Origin of the sequence: Pseudomonas sp. NPDC087342 (assembly GCF_044744265.1) — a bacterium.
GTDB lineage: Bacteria > Pseudomonadota > Gammaproteobacteria > Pseudomonadales > Pseudomonadaceae > Aquipseudomonas > Aquipseudomonas nunensis.
This window is the reverse complement of sequence record NZ_JBIUXZ010000019.1, coordinates 1-14,435: the sequence shown is the minus strand read 5'-3', so window position 1 is coordinate 14,435 and position 14,435 is coordinate 1. Positions and strand designations below refer to the sequence as shown.

At 60.3% G+C, this 14,435-nt stretch carries 12 protein-coding genes; 6 read left to right on the top strand and 6 right to left on the bottom strand.

Going from position 1 to position 14,435, the window contains the following annotated elements:
- The first annotated feature begins 254 nt into the window (after nucleotides 1-254).
- A complete protein-coding gene (locus tag ACIOYV_RS25505; RefSeq protein WP_401328115.1) occupies nucleotides 255-1,127 on the top strand; it encodes a LysR family transcriptional regulator in 873 nt (290 codons plus the stop codon).
- 120 nt (nucleotides 1,128-1,247) lie between these two features.
- Here the strand turns inward: ACIOYV_RS25505 and ACIOYV_RS25500 are convergent, their stop codons facing one another.
- On the bottom strand, nucleotides 1,248-2,111 hold the full coding sequence (locus ACIOYV_RS25500; protein ID WP_401328112.1) for a LysR substrate-binding domain-containing protein: 864 nt from the start codon (nucleotides 2,109-2,111) through the stop codon (nucleotides 1,248-1,250).
- A 109-nt stretch (nucleotides 2,112-2,220) separates the two neighbouring features.
- Between ACIOYV_RS25500 and ACIOYV_RS25495 the strand changes: the two genes are divergently transcribed.
- From ACIOYV_RS25495 to ACIOYV_RS25485, 3 genes are all read left to right on the top strand, one after another.
- Nucleotides 2,221-3,330: a 2-aminoethylphosphonate--pyruvate transaminase gene (locus tag ACIOYV_RS25495; RefSeq protein ID WP_401328109.1), complete on the top strand. Its 1,110-nt coding sequence runs from the start codon at nucleotides 2,221-2,223 to the stop codon at nucleotides 3,328-3,330.
- 123 nt (nucleotides 3,331-3,453) lie between these two features.
- Nucleotides 3,454-4,281 (top strand): phosphonoacetaldehyde hydrolase, encoded by an 828-nt coding sequence (gene phnX / locus ACIOYV_RS25490; RefSeq protein ID WP_401328106.1) that lies wholly within the window; start codon nucleotides 3,454-3,456, stop codon nucleotides 4,279-4,281.
- A gap of 224 nt (nucleotides 4,282-4,505) precedes the next feature.
- Nucleotides 4,506-5,066, top strand: a complete 561-nt coding sequence (locus tag ACIOYV_RS25485; protein ID WP_163913658.1) for a cytochrome b — start codon at nucleotides 4,506-4,508, stop codon at nucleotides 5,064-5,066.
- Between the two features lie 119 nt (nucleotides 5,067-5,185).
- Here ACIOYV_RS25485 and ACIOYV_RS25480 read toward each other — a convergent pair whose 3' ends face one another.
- Together ACIOYV_RS25480 and ACIOYV_RS25475 are read right to left on the bottom strand one after the other, a co-directional pair.
- A complete protein-coding gene (locus ACIOYV_RS25480; protein WP_401328103.1) occupies nucleotides 5,186-6,103 on the bottom strand; it encodes a 1-aminocyclopropane-1-carboxylate deaminase/D-cysteine desulfhydrase in 918 nt (305 codons plus the stop codon).
- Nucleotides 6,104-6,248: 145 nt separating this feature from the next.
- Complete coding sequence (locus ACIOYV_RS25475) at nucleotides 6,249-8,288, bottom strand: FAD-dependent oxidoreductase (protein ID WP_163913655.1); 2,040 nt, start codon at nucleotides 8,286-8,288, stop codon at nucleotides 6,249-6,251.
- 210 nt (nucleotides 8,289-8,498) lie between these two features.
- On the opposite strand from ACIOYV_RS25475, the gene ACIOYV_RS25470 reads away from it, so the two are divergent.
- Together ACIOYV_RS25470 and ACIOYV_RS25465 are read left to right on the top strand one after the other, a co-directional pair.
- Nucleotides 8,499-9,629, top strand: coding sequence for a carbon-nitrogen hydrolase family protein (locus tag ACIOYV_RS25470; protein WP_265039568.1), 1,131 nt, complete (start codon nucleotides 8,499-8,501; stop codon nucleotides 9,627-9,629).
- 3 nt (nucleotides 9,630-9,632) lie between these two features.
- A complete protein-coding gene (locus ACIOYV_RS25465; protein WP_401328100.1) occupies nucleotides 9,633-10,670 on the top strand; it encodes an AraC family transcriptional regulator in 1,038 nt (345 codons plus the stop codon).
- A 352-nt stretch (nucleotides 10,671-11,022) separates the two neighbouring features.
- Here the strand turns inward: ACIOYV_RS25465 and ACIOYV_RS25460 are convergent, their stop codons facing one another.
- The 3 genes from ACIOYV_RS25460 to ACIOYV_RS25450 form a co-directional block, all read right to left on the bottom strand.
- Complete coding sequence (locus tag ACIOYV_RS25460) at nucleotides 11,023-11,877, bottom strand: DUF2242 domain-containing protein (RefSeq protein ID WP_401328097.1); 855 nt, start codon at nucleotides 11,875-11,877, stop codon at nucleotides 11,023-11,025.
- A 228-nt stretch (nucleotides 11,878-12,105) separates the two neighbouring features.
- The gene (locus ACIOYV_RS25455) at nucleotides 12,106-13,977 is read right to left on the bottom strand and encodes a SurA N-terminal domain-containing protein (RefSeq protein ID WP_401328096.1); all 1,872 of its coding nucleotides are present in this window, start codon (nucleotides 13,975-13,977) and stop codon (nucleotides 12,106-12,108) included.
- Nucleotides 13,978-14,210: 233 nt separating this feature from the next.
- Nucleotides 14,211-14,435: HU family DNA-binding protein (locus ACIOYV_RS25450; protein ID WP_401328093.1), on the bottom strand; the 225-nt coding region annotated here is incomplete at its 5' end.

Genomic DNA, 14,435 nt, shown 5'->3' with positions numbered 1-14,435 from the left:
CAGGGTGTGAGTGTGCCGGCAGAAATTGAGAAATAACGCCTGTTTTTTTATTGTTGAGCACTGCGATACCGCTGCTTCCCTGAGGCGATACCGGTCAGATGAGTCCTGCTGTTGCACGCGCAGGCTCATGGCACCCGATGCCGTTCGACTGACCAGTCACCGGGGCTGAGGCCGATAAAAACAATTACTGATTAATAAGTGAAATCGATTTATCGTATTTCCAATATAAGTTCAGCTTGTTACTGGAGGTTTCGATGTCGGTGTCCCACGCCCAGCTCAAAGCCTTCCACGCCGTGGCCGTTCACGGAAGCTTTACCAAAGCCGCCGAGCGGTTATTCCTCACGCAACCGGCGATTTCCGACCAGGTGCGCAAACTCGAAGAACGCTTCGGTGTGTTGCTGTTTCACCGCAATAAACGCTCGGTGCGCCTGACTGATTTGGGCGAGCGCTTGTTGAGCATCACCCAGCGTTTGTTCGTCATCGAAGCCGAAGCCCAGGAGCTGTTGCAGGACTCCCGGGCACTGCAAACCGGCAGCCTGATCCTCGCCGTGGATGCGCCGGTGCACGTGCTCCCGCAGATCGCGCGGTTTTGTGAGCGCTACCCCGGGATCAGCGTGAAGATCGAAACCGGCAACACCGATGAATCGCTGTTTCGGCTGTTCAACTATCAGGCTGATCTGGCGCTGCTGGGGCGGGAGGTCAGCGACGAGCGCCTGATCTCATTGCCGTTGCGCAATGACCCGATGGTGGCGTTCGTTTCGCGGAATCATCCGTGGGCGGATCGCGAATCCATCTGCCTGGCGGACCTGGACGACACGCCGTTGGTGTTGCGGGAGATTGGTTCGGTGACGCGTCAGACCCTGGAAGAAGAAATGGCCGGCGCCGGGTTTCGGATTCGCCCGGCGATTCAGGTGGAAGGTCGGGAAGCGGCGCGTGAAGCCGTGGTGGTGGGGATTGGTGTCGGGGTGGTTTCGGCGGCGGAGTTTGGTGCGGATTCGCGTGTGTGTGCGCTGCCGATTACCGACTGCAAGCGGCGCCTGACGGAGACGCTGGTGTGCTTGCGCGAGCAGAGTTCGCGGCGAGTGGTCGCGACGTTTCTGGAGATGGTGCGCGAGAGTCTGGTGTAGGCAGGTCTGGCCTCTTCGCGGGCAAGCCACGCTCCTACAGGTTTTGTGTCGTACGCCAAATGCGTGTCTGGCATAAATCCCTGTGGGAGCGTGGCTTGCCCGCGAAGGCCGCGCCTCGGTCTACCTGCCTGGCGCCAAATCAAAAAACGCCTGTATCAAGCGCAATTCCCGCCGCCGTTCCATGCACCCAATCATGTGCCGATTCACCAACCCATCGCCAATAATCGGCACCGCCATGACCCTCGGGTCATGGCTGACTTCCACCGACGACACCACGCCAACTCCCAGTTCAGCGGCAACGGCCTCAGTCACCGCCTCACGACTGTCCAGTTCCAGCAACACCCGTGGACTGACTTTCGCCTGGTTGCACGCCTCATCAAACGTGCGCCGGGTAATCGAACTCGGCTCACGCAACACCATGATCACCTGATCCAGTTCCTTGATCCGCACATCCTTCGACCGCTGCGCCCACGGGTGCCCGGCCGGCACCAGTGCGCAAATCCTTGATTCGCTCAGCGCTTGCAGATGCAGGCCTTTGCGTGGCTCGACCTCGGTCAATACCGCGACGTCGGCGTGCTCGGACAGCAACGCTGCCAATGTTTCCTGGGCGTTGCCCAAACGCAGGTTCACGGTGATCCCCGGATAACGCGCGCGCAAACTGGCGAGCATCGGCATGACCATGTGCGGCCCGTCCGCCGCCACTTCCAGGCGCCCGGTCAGCAATTGCCGATTGGCCTCCAGCATCACCTGCGCCTCTTCTGCCAGACCGAACATCGCCCGAGTGATCGCGGCCAGTTTGGTGCCCTCTTCCGTCAGTTCCACCCGGCGCGCGGTGCGGCGCAACAGGGTGATCTGGTAGTGCTCCTCCAGCGCCTTTATGTGCCCGGTGACCGCCGGTTGGCTGATGAACAACCGCGCGGCGGCCCGAGTGAAGCCGCCCTCGCGGGCCACCGCGTCGAACGCACGGAGCTGGAACAGGTTCATGAATAACCCTCACTGATGGCTGGCATAACAACAAACAATTTGATTGATGCGACGGCAAATTGCAATTTAAGCCCCGTAGCTTCATCCCATCGATTGCGAGGACACGTGAATGAGTACTGCCGAACCCATCCTGCTCACCCCCGGCCCGTTGACGACTTCGGCCCGCACCCGCCAGGCGATGATGGTCGACTGGGGTTCATGGGATGACCGCTTCAACCAACTGACCGCCAGCCTCTGCGAACAACTGCTTGCGATCATCAACGGCGCCGACAGCCACCACTGCGTGCCCCTGCAAGGCAGCGGCACTTTCGCCGTCGAAGCCGCCATCGGCACGCTGGTGCCTCGCGACGGCAAAGTTCTGGTGCTGATCAATGGCGCTTACGGCAAACGTCTGGCGAAGATCTGCGAAGTGCTCGGCCGCCCATTCAGCACCTTCGAAACCGCCGAAGACGAACCGACCACCGCTGCCGATGTGGATCGCCTTCTGCGGGCTGACCCGGGCATCACCCACATCGCGCTGATTCACTGCGAAACCAGCACCGGCATCCTCAACCCGCTGCCGGAAATTGCCCAGGTCATTGCGCAACACGGCAAACGCCTGATCATCGATGCCATGAGCTCCTTCGGCGCCCTGCCGATCGACGCGCAACAGGTGCCGTTCGATGCGCTGATCGCCGCTTCGGGCAAATGCCTGGAAGGCGTGCCGGGGATGGGTTTTGTCTTCGCTCGCAAAGAGTCGCTGGCAAATGCCGCCGGCAACTCGCACTCCCTGGCGATGGACTTATTCGACCAGCACACCTACATGGCCAAGACCGGCCAATGGCGCTTCACTCCGCCGACCCATGTGGTCGCGGCGCTGCACGAAGCCCTGCTGCAATACAACGAAGAAGGTGGCTTGCCGGCGCGGCATCAGCGCTACGCCGACAACTGCCGGGTGCTGCTGGAGGACATGGCCGAACTGGGTTTGCGCAGCTTCCTGCCCGCCGCGATCCAGGCGCCGATCATCGTCACCTTCCACGCACCGAACGACCCGCGCTACCAGTTCAAGGAATTCTACGAACGGGTCAAGGCCAAGGGTTTCATCCTCTACCCCGGCAAATTGACCCAGGTCGAAACCTTCCGCGTCGGCTGCATCGGCCACGTCAACCAGGCCGAGATGCACGCGGCGGTGGCGGCGATTGCTGAAGTGCTGCGCGAAATGGAAGTACTCGACATCTGAATTAAAGAATGACTCCGTCCCTGTAGGAGCGAGGCTTGCCCGCGAACACAGGCGACGCGGTCCATCAGTAACACCTGGTTATCGTTCTTCGCGGGCAAGCCTCGCTCCTACAGGATCAAAGACATGAACTACGCAAACCCAACCAAACTCCAGGCCGCCATCCTCGACTGGGCCGGCACAGTGGTCGATTTCGGCTCGTTCGCCCCCACTCAGATTTTTGTCGAGGCCTTTGCCGAATTCGACGTCCAGGTCTCCATCGAAGAAGCCCGCGGGCCGATGGGCATGGGCAAGTGGGACCACATCCGCACCCTGTGCGATCAGCCGCAGGTTGCCGAGCGATATCGCAAGGCTTTCGGCCGCACACCGACCGACGATGACGTCACCGCCATCTACAAACGCTTCATGCCGCTGCAAATCGAAAAAATCGCCAAGCACTCTGCGCTGATCCCCGGCGCGCTGGAAACCATCGCCAACCTGCGCCAGCAAGGGATCAAGATCGGTTCCTGCTCCGGTTACCCGAAACAGGTGATGGACAAGGTCGTGGAACTGGCCGCCACCAACGGCTACATCGCCGACCACGTGGTCGCCACCGACGAAGTGCCGAATGGCCGTCCATGGCCGGCTCAGGCCCTGGCCAACGTGATTGCCCTGGGCATCGACGATGTCGCGGCGTGCGTGAAGATCGACGACACCGTGCCGGGCATTCTTGAAGGCCGCCGCGCGGGCATGTGGACCGTGGCGCTGATCTGCTCCGGCAATGCGCTGGGCCTGGATTACGCGGGTTATCAGGCCCTCGGCAGCGAGGAACTGGCCAGCGAACGCAAGCGCATTCACGGGATGTTCGAGGGTTCGCGGCCGCACTACATGATCGACACGATCACCGATTTGCCCGAGGTCATCGCTGATATCAACAAGCGCCTGGCCAACGGCGAGATGCCGCAGTCCCACTGATTCACCAAGCCCCTGTAGGAGCGAGGCTTGCCCGCGAAGGCGTCCGGACAGTCAACATGGATGTCGGCTGGAAGGACGCCTTCGCGGGCAAGCCACGCTCCTACAGGGTTTCTTTCACCTGATCCAGAGCGCCAGGAAGGCAAATCCGGCAAAACAGGCTTACAGTTAAAGCACAGCGCCGCACAAGAACGGCACTTCGAGCATTGACCTGTGGAGAGCCCCGTATGCCCTGGAAGAATTCCGACTCACGTTACAGCACGGTGTCGATCGCCTTGCACTGGCTGATGCTGGTGCTGCTGATCCTGGTTTACGCCTGCATCGAATTTCGCGGGATCTTTCCCAAAGGCAGTGGTGGTCGCACGCTGATCACCGAATCGCACTTCATGCTGGGCCTGACGGTATTTGTGCTGGTCTGGCTGCGCCTGTTCGCCCGCAGCCTGGGCCCGGCGCCGCAGATCTTTCCCGCTTCGCCGCATTGGCAGACCACATTGGCCAAGTTGATGCACTGGGCGTTGTACCTGTTCATGATCGCCATGCCGATGCTTGGCTGGCTGGTGACCAGCGCCAAGGGGCATCAAGTGATGTTCTACGGGTTTGACCTGCCGTTGCTGGTCTCTGAAGACAAGGTGCTGGCCAAGCGGATACAGGGCTGGCATGAACTCGGCGGCACCATCGGCTATTGGCTGATTGGTCTGCACGCGGTGGCCGGGCTTTATCACCATTATGTGGTGGGGGATAACACGCTGTTGCGGATGATGCCGAAGCGGGTGTCGCGCAATACCTGAGACCAATGAAAACCCTGTGGGAGCGAGCTTGCTCGCGATAGCAATGTGTCAGTCGATACTTATGTTGACTGGTACACCGCTATCGCGAGCAAGCTCGCTCCCACAGGGAATCTCTGGTGTCAGTTGAAGCCGCGGCGGCCCTGCAAGCCGCCGGTATGGATGAAGATCAGCCGTGTACCCTTGGGGAATCTCCCCGCTTCGACTTGCTGCTTGAGCGCCAGCAACGCCTTGCCGGTGTACAACGGTTCAAGCGGAATACCGCTGGCCTGTTCGGTCTGTTCGATGAACTCAAGCAACAGCGGATCAACCTTGGCAAACCCGCCACGACTGGCGTCGAACAGTTCATACGCCGGATCCACCAAACTGCCCTCGCGCACAATCGCTTCAACCTGCTGCGCCACGCCATGATCGTCCGGCACGGCCAACGCGCCGTATACCGGATGCGCGCCCGCCTCGGCCAACACCAGTCCAGCGAGAGTGGTGCCGGTTCCGCAGGCCAGCCACCAACCGTCATAGTCATTCCAGCCCAACCCCTGCAATTGCGCACGGACCAGATCCTTCAGTTGCATGCAGCCCTGAGCGCCACGCAAACCACCGCCGCCTTCCGGCACCGCTTGCAGCGTCGGGTATAGCGCCTGCCAGGGTTGCCAGAAATCCGGTTCATGTCGCGCGCGATAACCGGCGTAACCCAGCCAATGCAACTGCATGCCGAAGTCCTGCAGATCCTTCACCGTCGGCGTGTCTTGTGGATGGCCGCGTAGCAGGCCGACAGTCTTGAAGCCCAGCCGCTTACCCGCCGCAGCCAAGGCGTGCAGATGATTGGAATGAGCACCGCCGAGACTGATGATGCCGTCGGCACCAGCCTGATCGGCAGCGTTGAGGTGTTCGATGAGTTTGAACCACTTGTTACCGCTGATCAGTGGGTCGATCAGGTCCAGGCGCAGGATCGCGAGCTGGAGGCCGGCGGAGGTGAGCCAGTCCAGGTGCAGGGATTGCAGCGGGGCTTGGGGGAGCCAGTCGTTCGGAGGGAGAAGCATTGAGGCCGGCTCTGGGGATGGAGCCGGCATCTTAGCAGCAGACAGGACGCCTTCGCGGGCAAGCCTTGCTCCTACAGGAGGATGACCTCAACCGTGTAGGAGCAAAGCTTGCTCGCGAAAGCCATTGGCAGAATTGACCTGCCTATTACAACTCAGCCGCCAACCGCGAACCTTGGTTAATCGCGCGCTTCGCATCCAGCTCTGCCGCCACGTCCGCGCCGCCGATCAAATGCACGTTCTGCCCGGCCGCCACCAGACCGTCCTGCAGCTCACGCAGCGGGTCCTGCCCGGCGCAGATCACGATGTTGTCCACTGCCAGTACTTGCGGCTCGCCGGTTTCGCCGATGCGGATGTGCAGGCCTTCGTCGTCGATCTTCAGGTATTCAACGCTGTTGAGCATCTGCACTTTTTTATTCTTCAGACCGGTGCGGTGAATCCACCCGGTGGTCTTGCCCAAGCCGTCGCCAACCTTGGAGGTCTTGCGTTGCAGCAGGAACACTTCGCGAGCCGGTGCATGGACCTGCGCCTTGATCCCGGCCACGCCGCCGCGTGCCTCCAGGTGCGTATCGATGCCCCACTCTTTCCAGAACGCCGCGCGATCAAGACTGGTGGCCACGCCTTCGTGAACCAGGAACTCCGAGACGTCGAACCCGATACCGCCAGCGCCGATCACCGCTACACGTTTACCGACGGGTTTGCGCTCCAGGATCACGTCCAGGTAGCTCAACACCTTGGCGTTCTCGACACCCGGAATCGCCGGGGTGCGCGGCGCGATGCCGGTGGCGAGGATGATCTCGTCGTAACCTCCGGCCACCAATTGCGCCACATCGACGCGGGTGTTCAGGCAGACCTCGACGTTGGTGGTCTGCAGCTTGCGGTTGAAGTAGCGCAGGGTTTCGAAGAATTCTTCCTTGCCCGGCACGCGCTTGGCGATGTTGAACTGGCCGCCGATTTCGCTGGCCGAATCGAACAACGTCACCGAATGCCCACGCTCGGCAGCCACGGTCGCAGCCGACAGGCCCGCAGGCCCGGCGCCGACCACGGCAATTTTCTTGATCTGCTGCACCGGCAGATAGTTGAGCTCGGTTTCATGGCAGGCACGCGGGTTGACCAGGCAACTGGTCAGCTTGCCGCCGAAAGTGTGGTCGAGGCAGGCCTGGTTGCAGCCGATGCAGGTGTTGATTTCATCGGCACGGCCCGCAGCGGCCTTGTTGACGAAATCCGAATCGGCGAGGAACGGCCGCGCCATCGACACCATGTCGGCATCGCCTTCAGCCAGGATCTGCTCGGCGATTTCCGGGGTGTTGATACGGTTGGTGGTGATCAGTGGAATGCTCACCGAACCGCGCAGTTTGGCCGTCACTTTACTGAACGCCGCACGCGGCACTTTGGTGGCGATGGTCGGAATCCGCGCTTCGTGCCAGCCGATGCCGGTGTTGATGATGGTCGCGCCGGCCTGCTCGATGGCTTTGGCCAGGGTGACGATTTCTTCCCAACTGCTGCCGCCTTCGACCAGATCGAGCATCGACAGACGGAAAATAATGATGAAGTTTGGACCGACTGCTTCGCGGACGCGACGGACGATTTCCACCGGCAGGCGCATGCGGTTTTCGTAGCTGCCACCCCAACGGTCGGTGCGGTGGTTGGTGTGGGCCGCGAGGAACTGGTTAATGAAATAACCTTCGGAACCCATGATCTCGACGCCATCATACTCGGCGGTTTGCGCGAGTACCGAGCAGGTGACGAAATCGCTGATCTGCTTCTCGATGCCTTCCTCGTCCAGTTCTTTAGGCTTGAACGGGTTGATCGGCGCCTGGATCGCGCTCGGTGCCACCTGTTTCGGGCTGTAGGCATAACGACCGGCGTGGAGAATCTGCATGCAGATCTTGCCGCCCGCCTCGTGCACCGCGCGGGTGACGATCTGGTGCTTGAGCGCTTCTTCCTCGGTGGTCAGCTTGGCCGCGCCGGAATACACCCCGCCCTCATCGTTCGGGCCAATGCCGCCGGTGACCATCAGGCCAACGCCGCCCCGGGCACGTTCGGCAAAGTACGCCGCCATGCGCTCGAAACCACCGGGCTTCTCTTCCAGACCGGTGTGCATCGAGCCCATCAGGGTACGGTTGCGCAGCGTGGTAAAACCCAGGTCCAGCGGGGCCAACAGGTGCGGGTAATGAGCGGCGGCCATCGGTAACTCCACATCGAGCGATCACGGAAAAAGTGCAGGAGCTCTTTGGCCCCCGTCAGTCATGTGCCACAGACTAAGAGTCGCACCGCTGTCACTCAATGACCCAAACTGACAACTTATTGATCCAAATGCGCAGCGCCCCTTGGCAAGCGCCAACGGGCGCCCTACCCTAGTCGACGAATCCTGCACACGGCTGTTGACTGCTTTCCCATGCGCAAACTTCTGTACCTGACCTTTTCCATGGCGCTCGTCGCCGCTCTTACGACCTACGCGATGTGGGCCGCGGACCGTCCGGTGGGTCATTACCTGTCGGACCTGCGGATCAATCTGGCGGTCGATCAAGGCACCCCGGCCGATCGCGGCAACCTGCTGGGCATCCAGCCCGAGCTGTTCCCCACCGACTACCAAAGCCCCGAGCGCCTGCACCGCAAGCTCGCGGCCTATCTGCAAAAGGCGCAAGACCAGGGCCTGCTGAACGAAAAAACCATCGTCGTGCTGCCTGAACATGTCGGCACCTGGCTGATGGTCAGCGGCGAGAAAGATGAGCTGTACCAGGCCAGCACGCTCAAGGAAGCGATGAACTGGCTGGCGGCGAGCAATCCGTTGCAGTTCGTTCGCGCCCTGGTCAGCGCCAAGGGCACCAATCGTCTCGATGACGCCCACCTGCGCATGAAGGCCAAGAGCATGGCCAAGGATTACCAGGCGCTGTTCGGTGGGTTGGCGAAAGAGTTCCACGTCACTCTGGTGGCCGGTTCCATTGTGTTGCCTGAGCCCAGCGTCATCGATGGCAACCTGAAAATCGGTCGCGGTGCGTTGTATAACAGCAGCGTGGTGTTCGGTCGCGACGGTTTGCCGATCGGCCAGCCGCAACGGCAGATGCACCCGATCTTCGATGAACAGGACACTCTCGCCGCCAACACCGAGCACACGGTCAACGTGATCGACACCCCGGCCGGGCGCCTGGGGATTCTGATCGGCAGCGACAGCTGGTACCCGGACAACTACCGCAAACTCGACGAACAGGGCGCGCAACTGGTGGCAGTCCCTGCATTCGTGGTCGGGCATGGCACGTGGGACAAACCGTGGCGCGGTTATAAAGGCGCGTCGACACCCGGTTCCGTCAGCCTCAAGGCCGGTGAACTCAGCGAAGGCCAGGCCTGGCATCGCCTGACGCTGATCGCCCAGCCACCCAGCAGCCAGGCAATTGCCGGCATGAGCGTGTTCCTGCGTGGGCAGTTCTGGGACAAGGGCAGCGCCGGGCAGAGTTTTCTCAGCAGCAACGGCCAGCACTCCGCCGACGGCGATACCCGTGGCGCACGCTTGCTGAACCTCTGGTTGTAAACCATGAAGCCGCAGCCGATGCGCCTCGGGGATTTGTCGGTGGGCTTCGTTCACAGCCTGGCCGATGCCGTGCGCAGCCATGGCGCCGATCCTCAACCCTTGCTCGACCAGTACGGCCTCGACGCCGCCCGTCTCGGTGAAGCCTGCGCACGACTGTCGATCCCGCGCTACATGCGCCTGGGCCACGGCGCAATCCAGCTGACCGGCGACCCGGCGCTGGGCTTGCGCATGGGCCAGCTCAGTCGCTTGAGTCAGGCCGGTCTGGCCGGCGTCACCGCCGCCCAGGCGCCGACGGTACGGGAAGCGGCGCGCTGTCTGATCCGCTTCGAAGCCTTGTACGGTTCCAACTATCGCGGCCAGTCGAGTTTTCACGAAGACGCCAAGGGCGCGTGGCTGCGGTTCTATTCCATCAGCCCTTACAACGCATACAACCGCTTTGTGGTGGACTCGATCATTGCTGGCTGGTTGCAGCAATTATCCAGTCTGAGCCCCGCCCCGCTGCGCGCCGAACGCATCGAGATCGAATTCGACGAACCGCAATACCGAGACGCCTACAACGGGTTTGATTGCCCAATCCAGTTTGGCGCCGAACACAACCAACTGCGCCTGAGCCTGGCCAGCCTCGCCCAGCGCAATCCGCAGCACTGCCCGAGCACCTGGAAGCACCTGCTGCAATTGTGTGAACGGGAACTGGAACAGCTGACACGCACCCGCAGCCTGCGTGAACGGGTCACTCAGTTGCTGGGGCCGTTGCTCAATGGCGGCCGGGAACCCGACCTGGAAGAAGTGGCGGCACGCCTGAAGCTGCCCACCTGGACCCTGCGTCGCAAACTCGCCGAGGAAGGCACGCAATTTCGTGCAATTCTCAACGACACTCGCCGCGACCTGGCCATGACCTACATTCGCGATACCGAACTGGCGTTCGGGGAAATCGCCTATCTGCTGGGCTTTGCCTCAGCCGAAGCCTTTCAACGCGCCTTCAAGCGCTGGAACGGCCAGACACCCGGCGAATACCGCCGCAGTCATCGCCAATCCGCGTGAAGCCTTAAAGCTCGGTAGCATCTTCGGCCGGTTCCAGCGGATCCAGTTCAAACGCCGAATACTCGAGCAACTCTTCTTGATAATCGTCCATTGTGATGTTCCCCCTTTCACTCATTAAAAATGGCCTGATCAAATGACCAGCGCCTTGAGCATAAAGTGCCCGCGTGAAAGAAAAATGACGTTCACACGACACTCTGCCGCTACTCAATAAAACGTAGCAGGTGGTCAGGAATTTATCACAGGATTTTTTCGATACAGGCCGTAGGAAAACGACCTGGTTTGACGTGGATCAGGCTTGATGCTCGTTACGGGCGGCGTGCCGTCTGACACGCGCCCGTAACGCCAGGATCGTTTACTGGGCCGGGATCGGTTCGCTTGGCGGTGGCATGTTATCCGGATGCGACGGCGGCGTGATGGTCTCGGTGGCTGGAGCCGGTTCGGACGTTTGAGCAGGAGCGATCGGTGCAGCTTCCGGTGGCGGAGCGACTGGCTCCGAACTGACTGGAGCCGCTTCAGCCGGTGCCGGAGCTGTTTCAGCAGGTGCCGGAGCTGGAGCCGGAGCCGCTACAGGTTCTGCAGCAGGTGCCGGGGTTGGCGCGAGTGCCGCCGGGGCTGCTTTGGCTTCAGGCACGCCAAGGTCGGTTTTCGGCTTCTCGACAATGTGCGCCGCTTTCTTCGCTTCCGCCGGCAGGAACAATTCCACCAGGGTAAAGAAACGCTCGTAGAACTTGGCCGAGGACACGGTTTCGCTGGCAACCTTGACCATCGAGTCATCGGACGAGCCGATCGGCATCGAGACCGAACCCAACACGCCGACCCCCAGGCTTGCGGAGTTGTTGGTCTTCTTCAGCGCGTAGCGATCCTGCAAGGCGTTGGCAAACATGGTCGCGTGGTGCCCTTCGGAACCATCATCGGCACAGACCACACTGAAGCTGATCTCCATGTGGGTCTCGCCGGTTTGCTGGAAGCTCTTGTGCCCGCTGACCAGTTTCGGATCGCTGCTGGTGATGATGTAGCCTTGGCTGAGCAACGCACGACGAGCGGCTTCGCAGGTCTGGGCATCGGTTACCGGGTAGCTGCGCGAAAACGTCCCGGAATCGTCGAAGTTCTCATGCTCATAGATGGCGGCTTTTTTCGACGAACAACCGGCAGCGACAGCCAGCACCAGTGCCAGCCCTACAACACGCATGGGAATTGATCTAAACATTGAACATCCTGAGAGAAAACGGTCCGGGGCGTATTGTGCAACAGATCGATGCTTAGGTGCGCATCGATTAGTGTCTTAAAACGGTTACAGGTGTGTTGACCGTTATATGTGGGAAAAGTCGCACATCTTCGTGAATTCCGGATGAATCGGGGCAGTATTTTGCTCCACCCACAAAAAACCCCGGCCTTTCGACCGGGGTTCTTGTGTAGCGCGAAACTCAATCAGCGATTAATAACGCTTGATCTCAGCCTCGCCTTCCAGCTGCTTGCGGTAGGCCGCAAAGTCTTGCTGGCCAATGCGCGACGCGAGGAAGCGACGGTATTGAGCCTTCTCTTCATCGGTCGGTGCCGCAGCTTCGTTCACGCCGTTCAGGCGCACGATCACCAGGCTACCATCGGCCAGGGTCACGCTGCTGAATGTCGGCTTGTCCTTGGCGGCAGGCTTAGGCATGCGGAACAACGCTTGCAGCACGGTTGGGTCAACCCCTTCCTGCGAGCGAGTGGCGGCGGCAGCAACTTTCCAGTTCTGGCCGTCAATCGCCTTGTCCAGCGGTGTCTTGCCATCGCGCAGGCTAGCGATCAACTCATCAGCCTTGGTCTTGGCGGCAGCACTGGCGTGCTCCTTGGACAATTGCGTACGGATGCTGGCGGCAACGCTTTCGAGCGGCAGCTGCGAAGGCTTCAAGTGCTCCTTGGCGCGCAACACGATCACGGTTTCCGGATCGAGCTCGATCGCGGTGCTGTTGGCACCTTCATCCAGCACTTCAGGACTGAACGCGGCAGTGACTACGGCACGGTTGGCCGCAACACCTTCGCCACCCTCACGGCCGAACGGCGCGGAAGTGTGGACGGTCAGCTTCAAGTCTTGTGCTGGCTGAGCCAGATCGGACGCTTCGAACGACGAGTCTTCCAGTTGCTTGGTCGCCTCGACGAAACGCTGCTCGACCTGCTGGGTTTTCGCCTCACGGGTCAGCTTGGCCTTGAGGCTGGCAAACGTCGGAACTTCCGGCGCTTCAACACCCAACAGCTTGATCAGGTGGAAACCGAAGTCAGTGCGGATTGGCTCCGACACTTGATCCTTGGTCAACGAATACAGGGCTTTTTCAAACGCTGGATCGTAGACACCAGGACCGGCGTAACCGAGGTCACCGCCATTGTTCGCCGAACCCGGATCCTGGGAGAATTCCTTGGCCAACGCCTCGAACTTCTCGCCTTTGGCCAGGCGCGCCTGCACTTCTTCGATCTTGGCCTTGGCTTGCGCCTCGGTCACCTTGTCGTTCACTTCAATCAGAATATGCGCAGCCCGGCGTTGTTCAGCCAGGTTGGCGGTTTCTTTCTGATAAGCCTCTTGCAGGTCTTCGTCCTTGACGGTGACCTGATCAAAGAAGGAAGACTTCTTCAATTCCAGGTAATCAATGACCACCTGATCCGGCGTCATGAATTCCTTGGCGTGCTCGTCGTAGTAAGCCTTGACCTCATCGTCGGTCAGTTTCACTGCCGCCGGGTCAGCCTTGATGTTCAGGGTGGCGAAATCGCGGGTCTGTTTTTCCAGACGGGCGAAGGCCAGAACCTGTGCATCGGTGACAAAACCGCTGCCGGCCAGGCCAGCACGTAGCTGACCGATCAGCATTTCCTGAGCCAGCATCTGGCGGAATTGCATACGGCTGTAGCCCAGCTGACGGATCACCTGGTCGAAACGCTCAGGGCTGAACTTGCCGTCAACCTGGAATTCAGGCGTCTGCAGGATCACCTGGTCCAAAGCGGCTTCGGAGAAAGCGAATTTCGATTTTTCTGCGCCTTGCAGCAGCAGTTTGCGATCGATCAGGCCTTTGAGGGCCGATTCGCGCAGCATTTTTTCGTCAAGCAAAGAGGCATCGAAATCCTTGCCCAGCTGTTGCATCAGCTGACGGCGTTGCATATCGACGGCCTGGCTCAGCTCGTTCTGGCTGATTTCTTCGCCGTTGACCTTGGCCGCATCATTGCTGTGCGTCGTGGCCTTGAAAATGGCGTCGAAACCGGTCAAAGCCATCAGTGCAACGATGACTCCGATAATGGTCTTGGCAATCCAGCCTTGTGAATTGTCCCTGATATTCTGCAGCATGCGTCCCCCAGAAACGGTTGAACTTCAAAATTAGGCAACCGTGGAGCGTGGGTAGAATCCGGATAGAAGAAAGGCGCATCCGGGGATGCGCCTTCTCGTAACTGGCGGAGCGGACCGAGGGTTCGAACTTGCGACCCTCGGTGTCTCAGATCAACGACTTGTTGGCTGGACTACCGCTCCGCTGCCAGGTCAGGCATGACCCCGACCCGGATAGGCAAAAACCTGAATCAAACTTAGTTGACAGCTTCTTTCAGTGCTTTACCGGCTTTGAAACCTGGTTTTTTAGCAGCTGCGATTTCCAGTGTCTTACCAGTCTGTGGGTTACGACCGATGCGAGCTGGACGATCAGTCACGGAGAACGTACCGAAACCAACCAGAACAACAGAGTCGCCAGCCTTGAGAGCGCCAGTGACGGATTCGATTACAGCGTCCAGCGCACGGCCAGCAGCAGCTTTCGT

Bases quoted from the DNA above. Each gene is read 5' to 3' on its own strand.
- ACIOYV_RS25505 (WP_401328115.1), top strand. From the start codon at position 255: ATGTCGGTGTCCCACGCCCAGCTCAAAGCCTTCCACGCCGTGGCCGTT.
- ACIOYV_RS25500 (WP_401328112.1), bottom strand. From the start codon at position 2,111: ATGAACCTGTTCCAGCTCCGTGCGTTCGACGCGGTGGCCCGCGAGGGC.
- ACIOYV_RS25495 (WP_401328109.1), top strand. From the start codon at position 2,221: ATGAGTACTGCCGAACCCATCCTGCTCACCCCCGGCCCGTTGACGACT.
- phnX (WP_401328106.1), top strand. From the start codon at position 3,454: ATGAACTACGCAAACCCAACCAAACTCCAGGCCGCCATCCTCGACTGG.
- ACIOYV_RS25485 (WP_163913658.1), top strand. From the start codon at position 4,506: ATGCCCTGGAAGAATTCCGACTCACGTTACAGCACGGTGTCGATCGCC.
- ACIOYV_RS25480 (WP_401328103.1), bottom strand. From the start codon at position 6,103: ATGCTTCTCCCTCCGAACGACTGGCTCCCCCAAGCCCCGCTGCAATCC.
- ACIOYV_RS25475 (WP_163913655.1), bottom strand. From the start codon at position 8,288: ATGGCCGCCGCTCATTACCCGCACCTGTTGGCCCCGCTGGACCTGGGT.
- ACIOYV_RS25470 (WP_265039568.1), top strand. From the start codon at position 8,499: ATGCGCAAACTTCTGTACCTGACCTTTTCCATGGCGCTCGTCGCCGCT.
- ACIOYV_RS25465 (WP_401328100.1), top strand. From the start codon at position 9,633: ATGAAGCCGCAGCCGATGCGCCTCGGGGATTTGTCGGTGGGCTTCGTT.
- ACIOYV_RS25460 (WP_401328097.1), bottom strand. From the start codon at position 11,877: ATGTTTAGATCAATTCCCATGCGTGTTGTAGGGCTGGCACTGGTGCTG.
- ACIOYV_RS25455 (WP_401328096.1), bottom strand. From the start codon at position 13,977: ATGCTGCAGAATATCAGGGACAATTCACAAGGCTGGATTGCCAAGACC.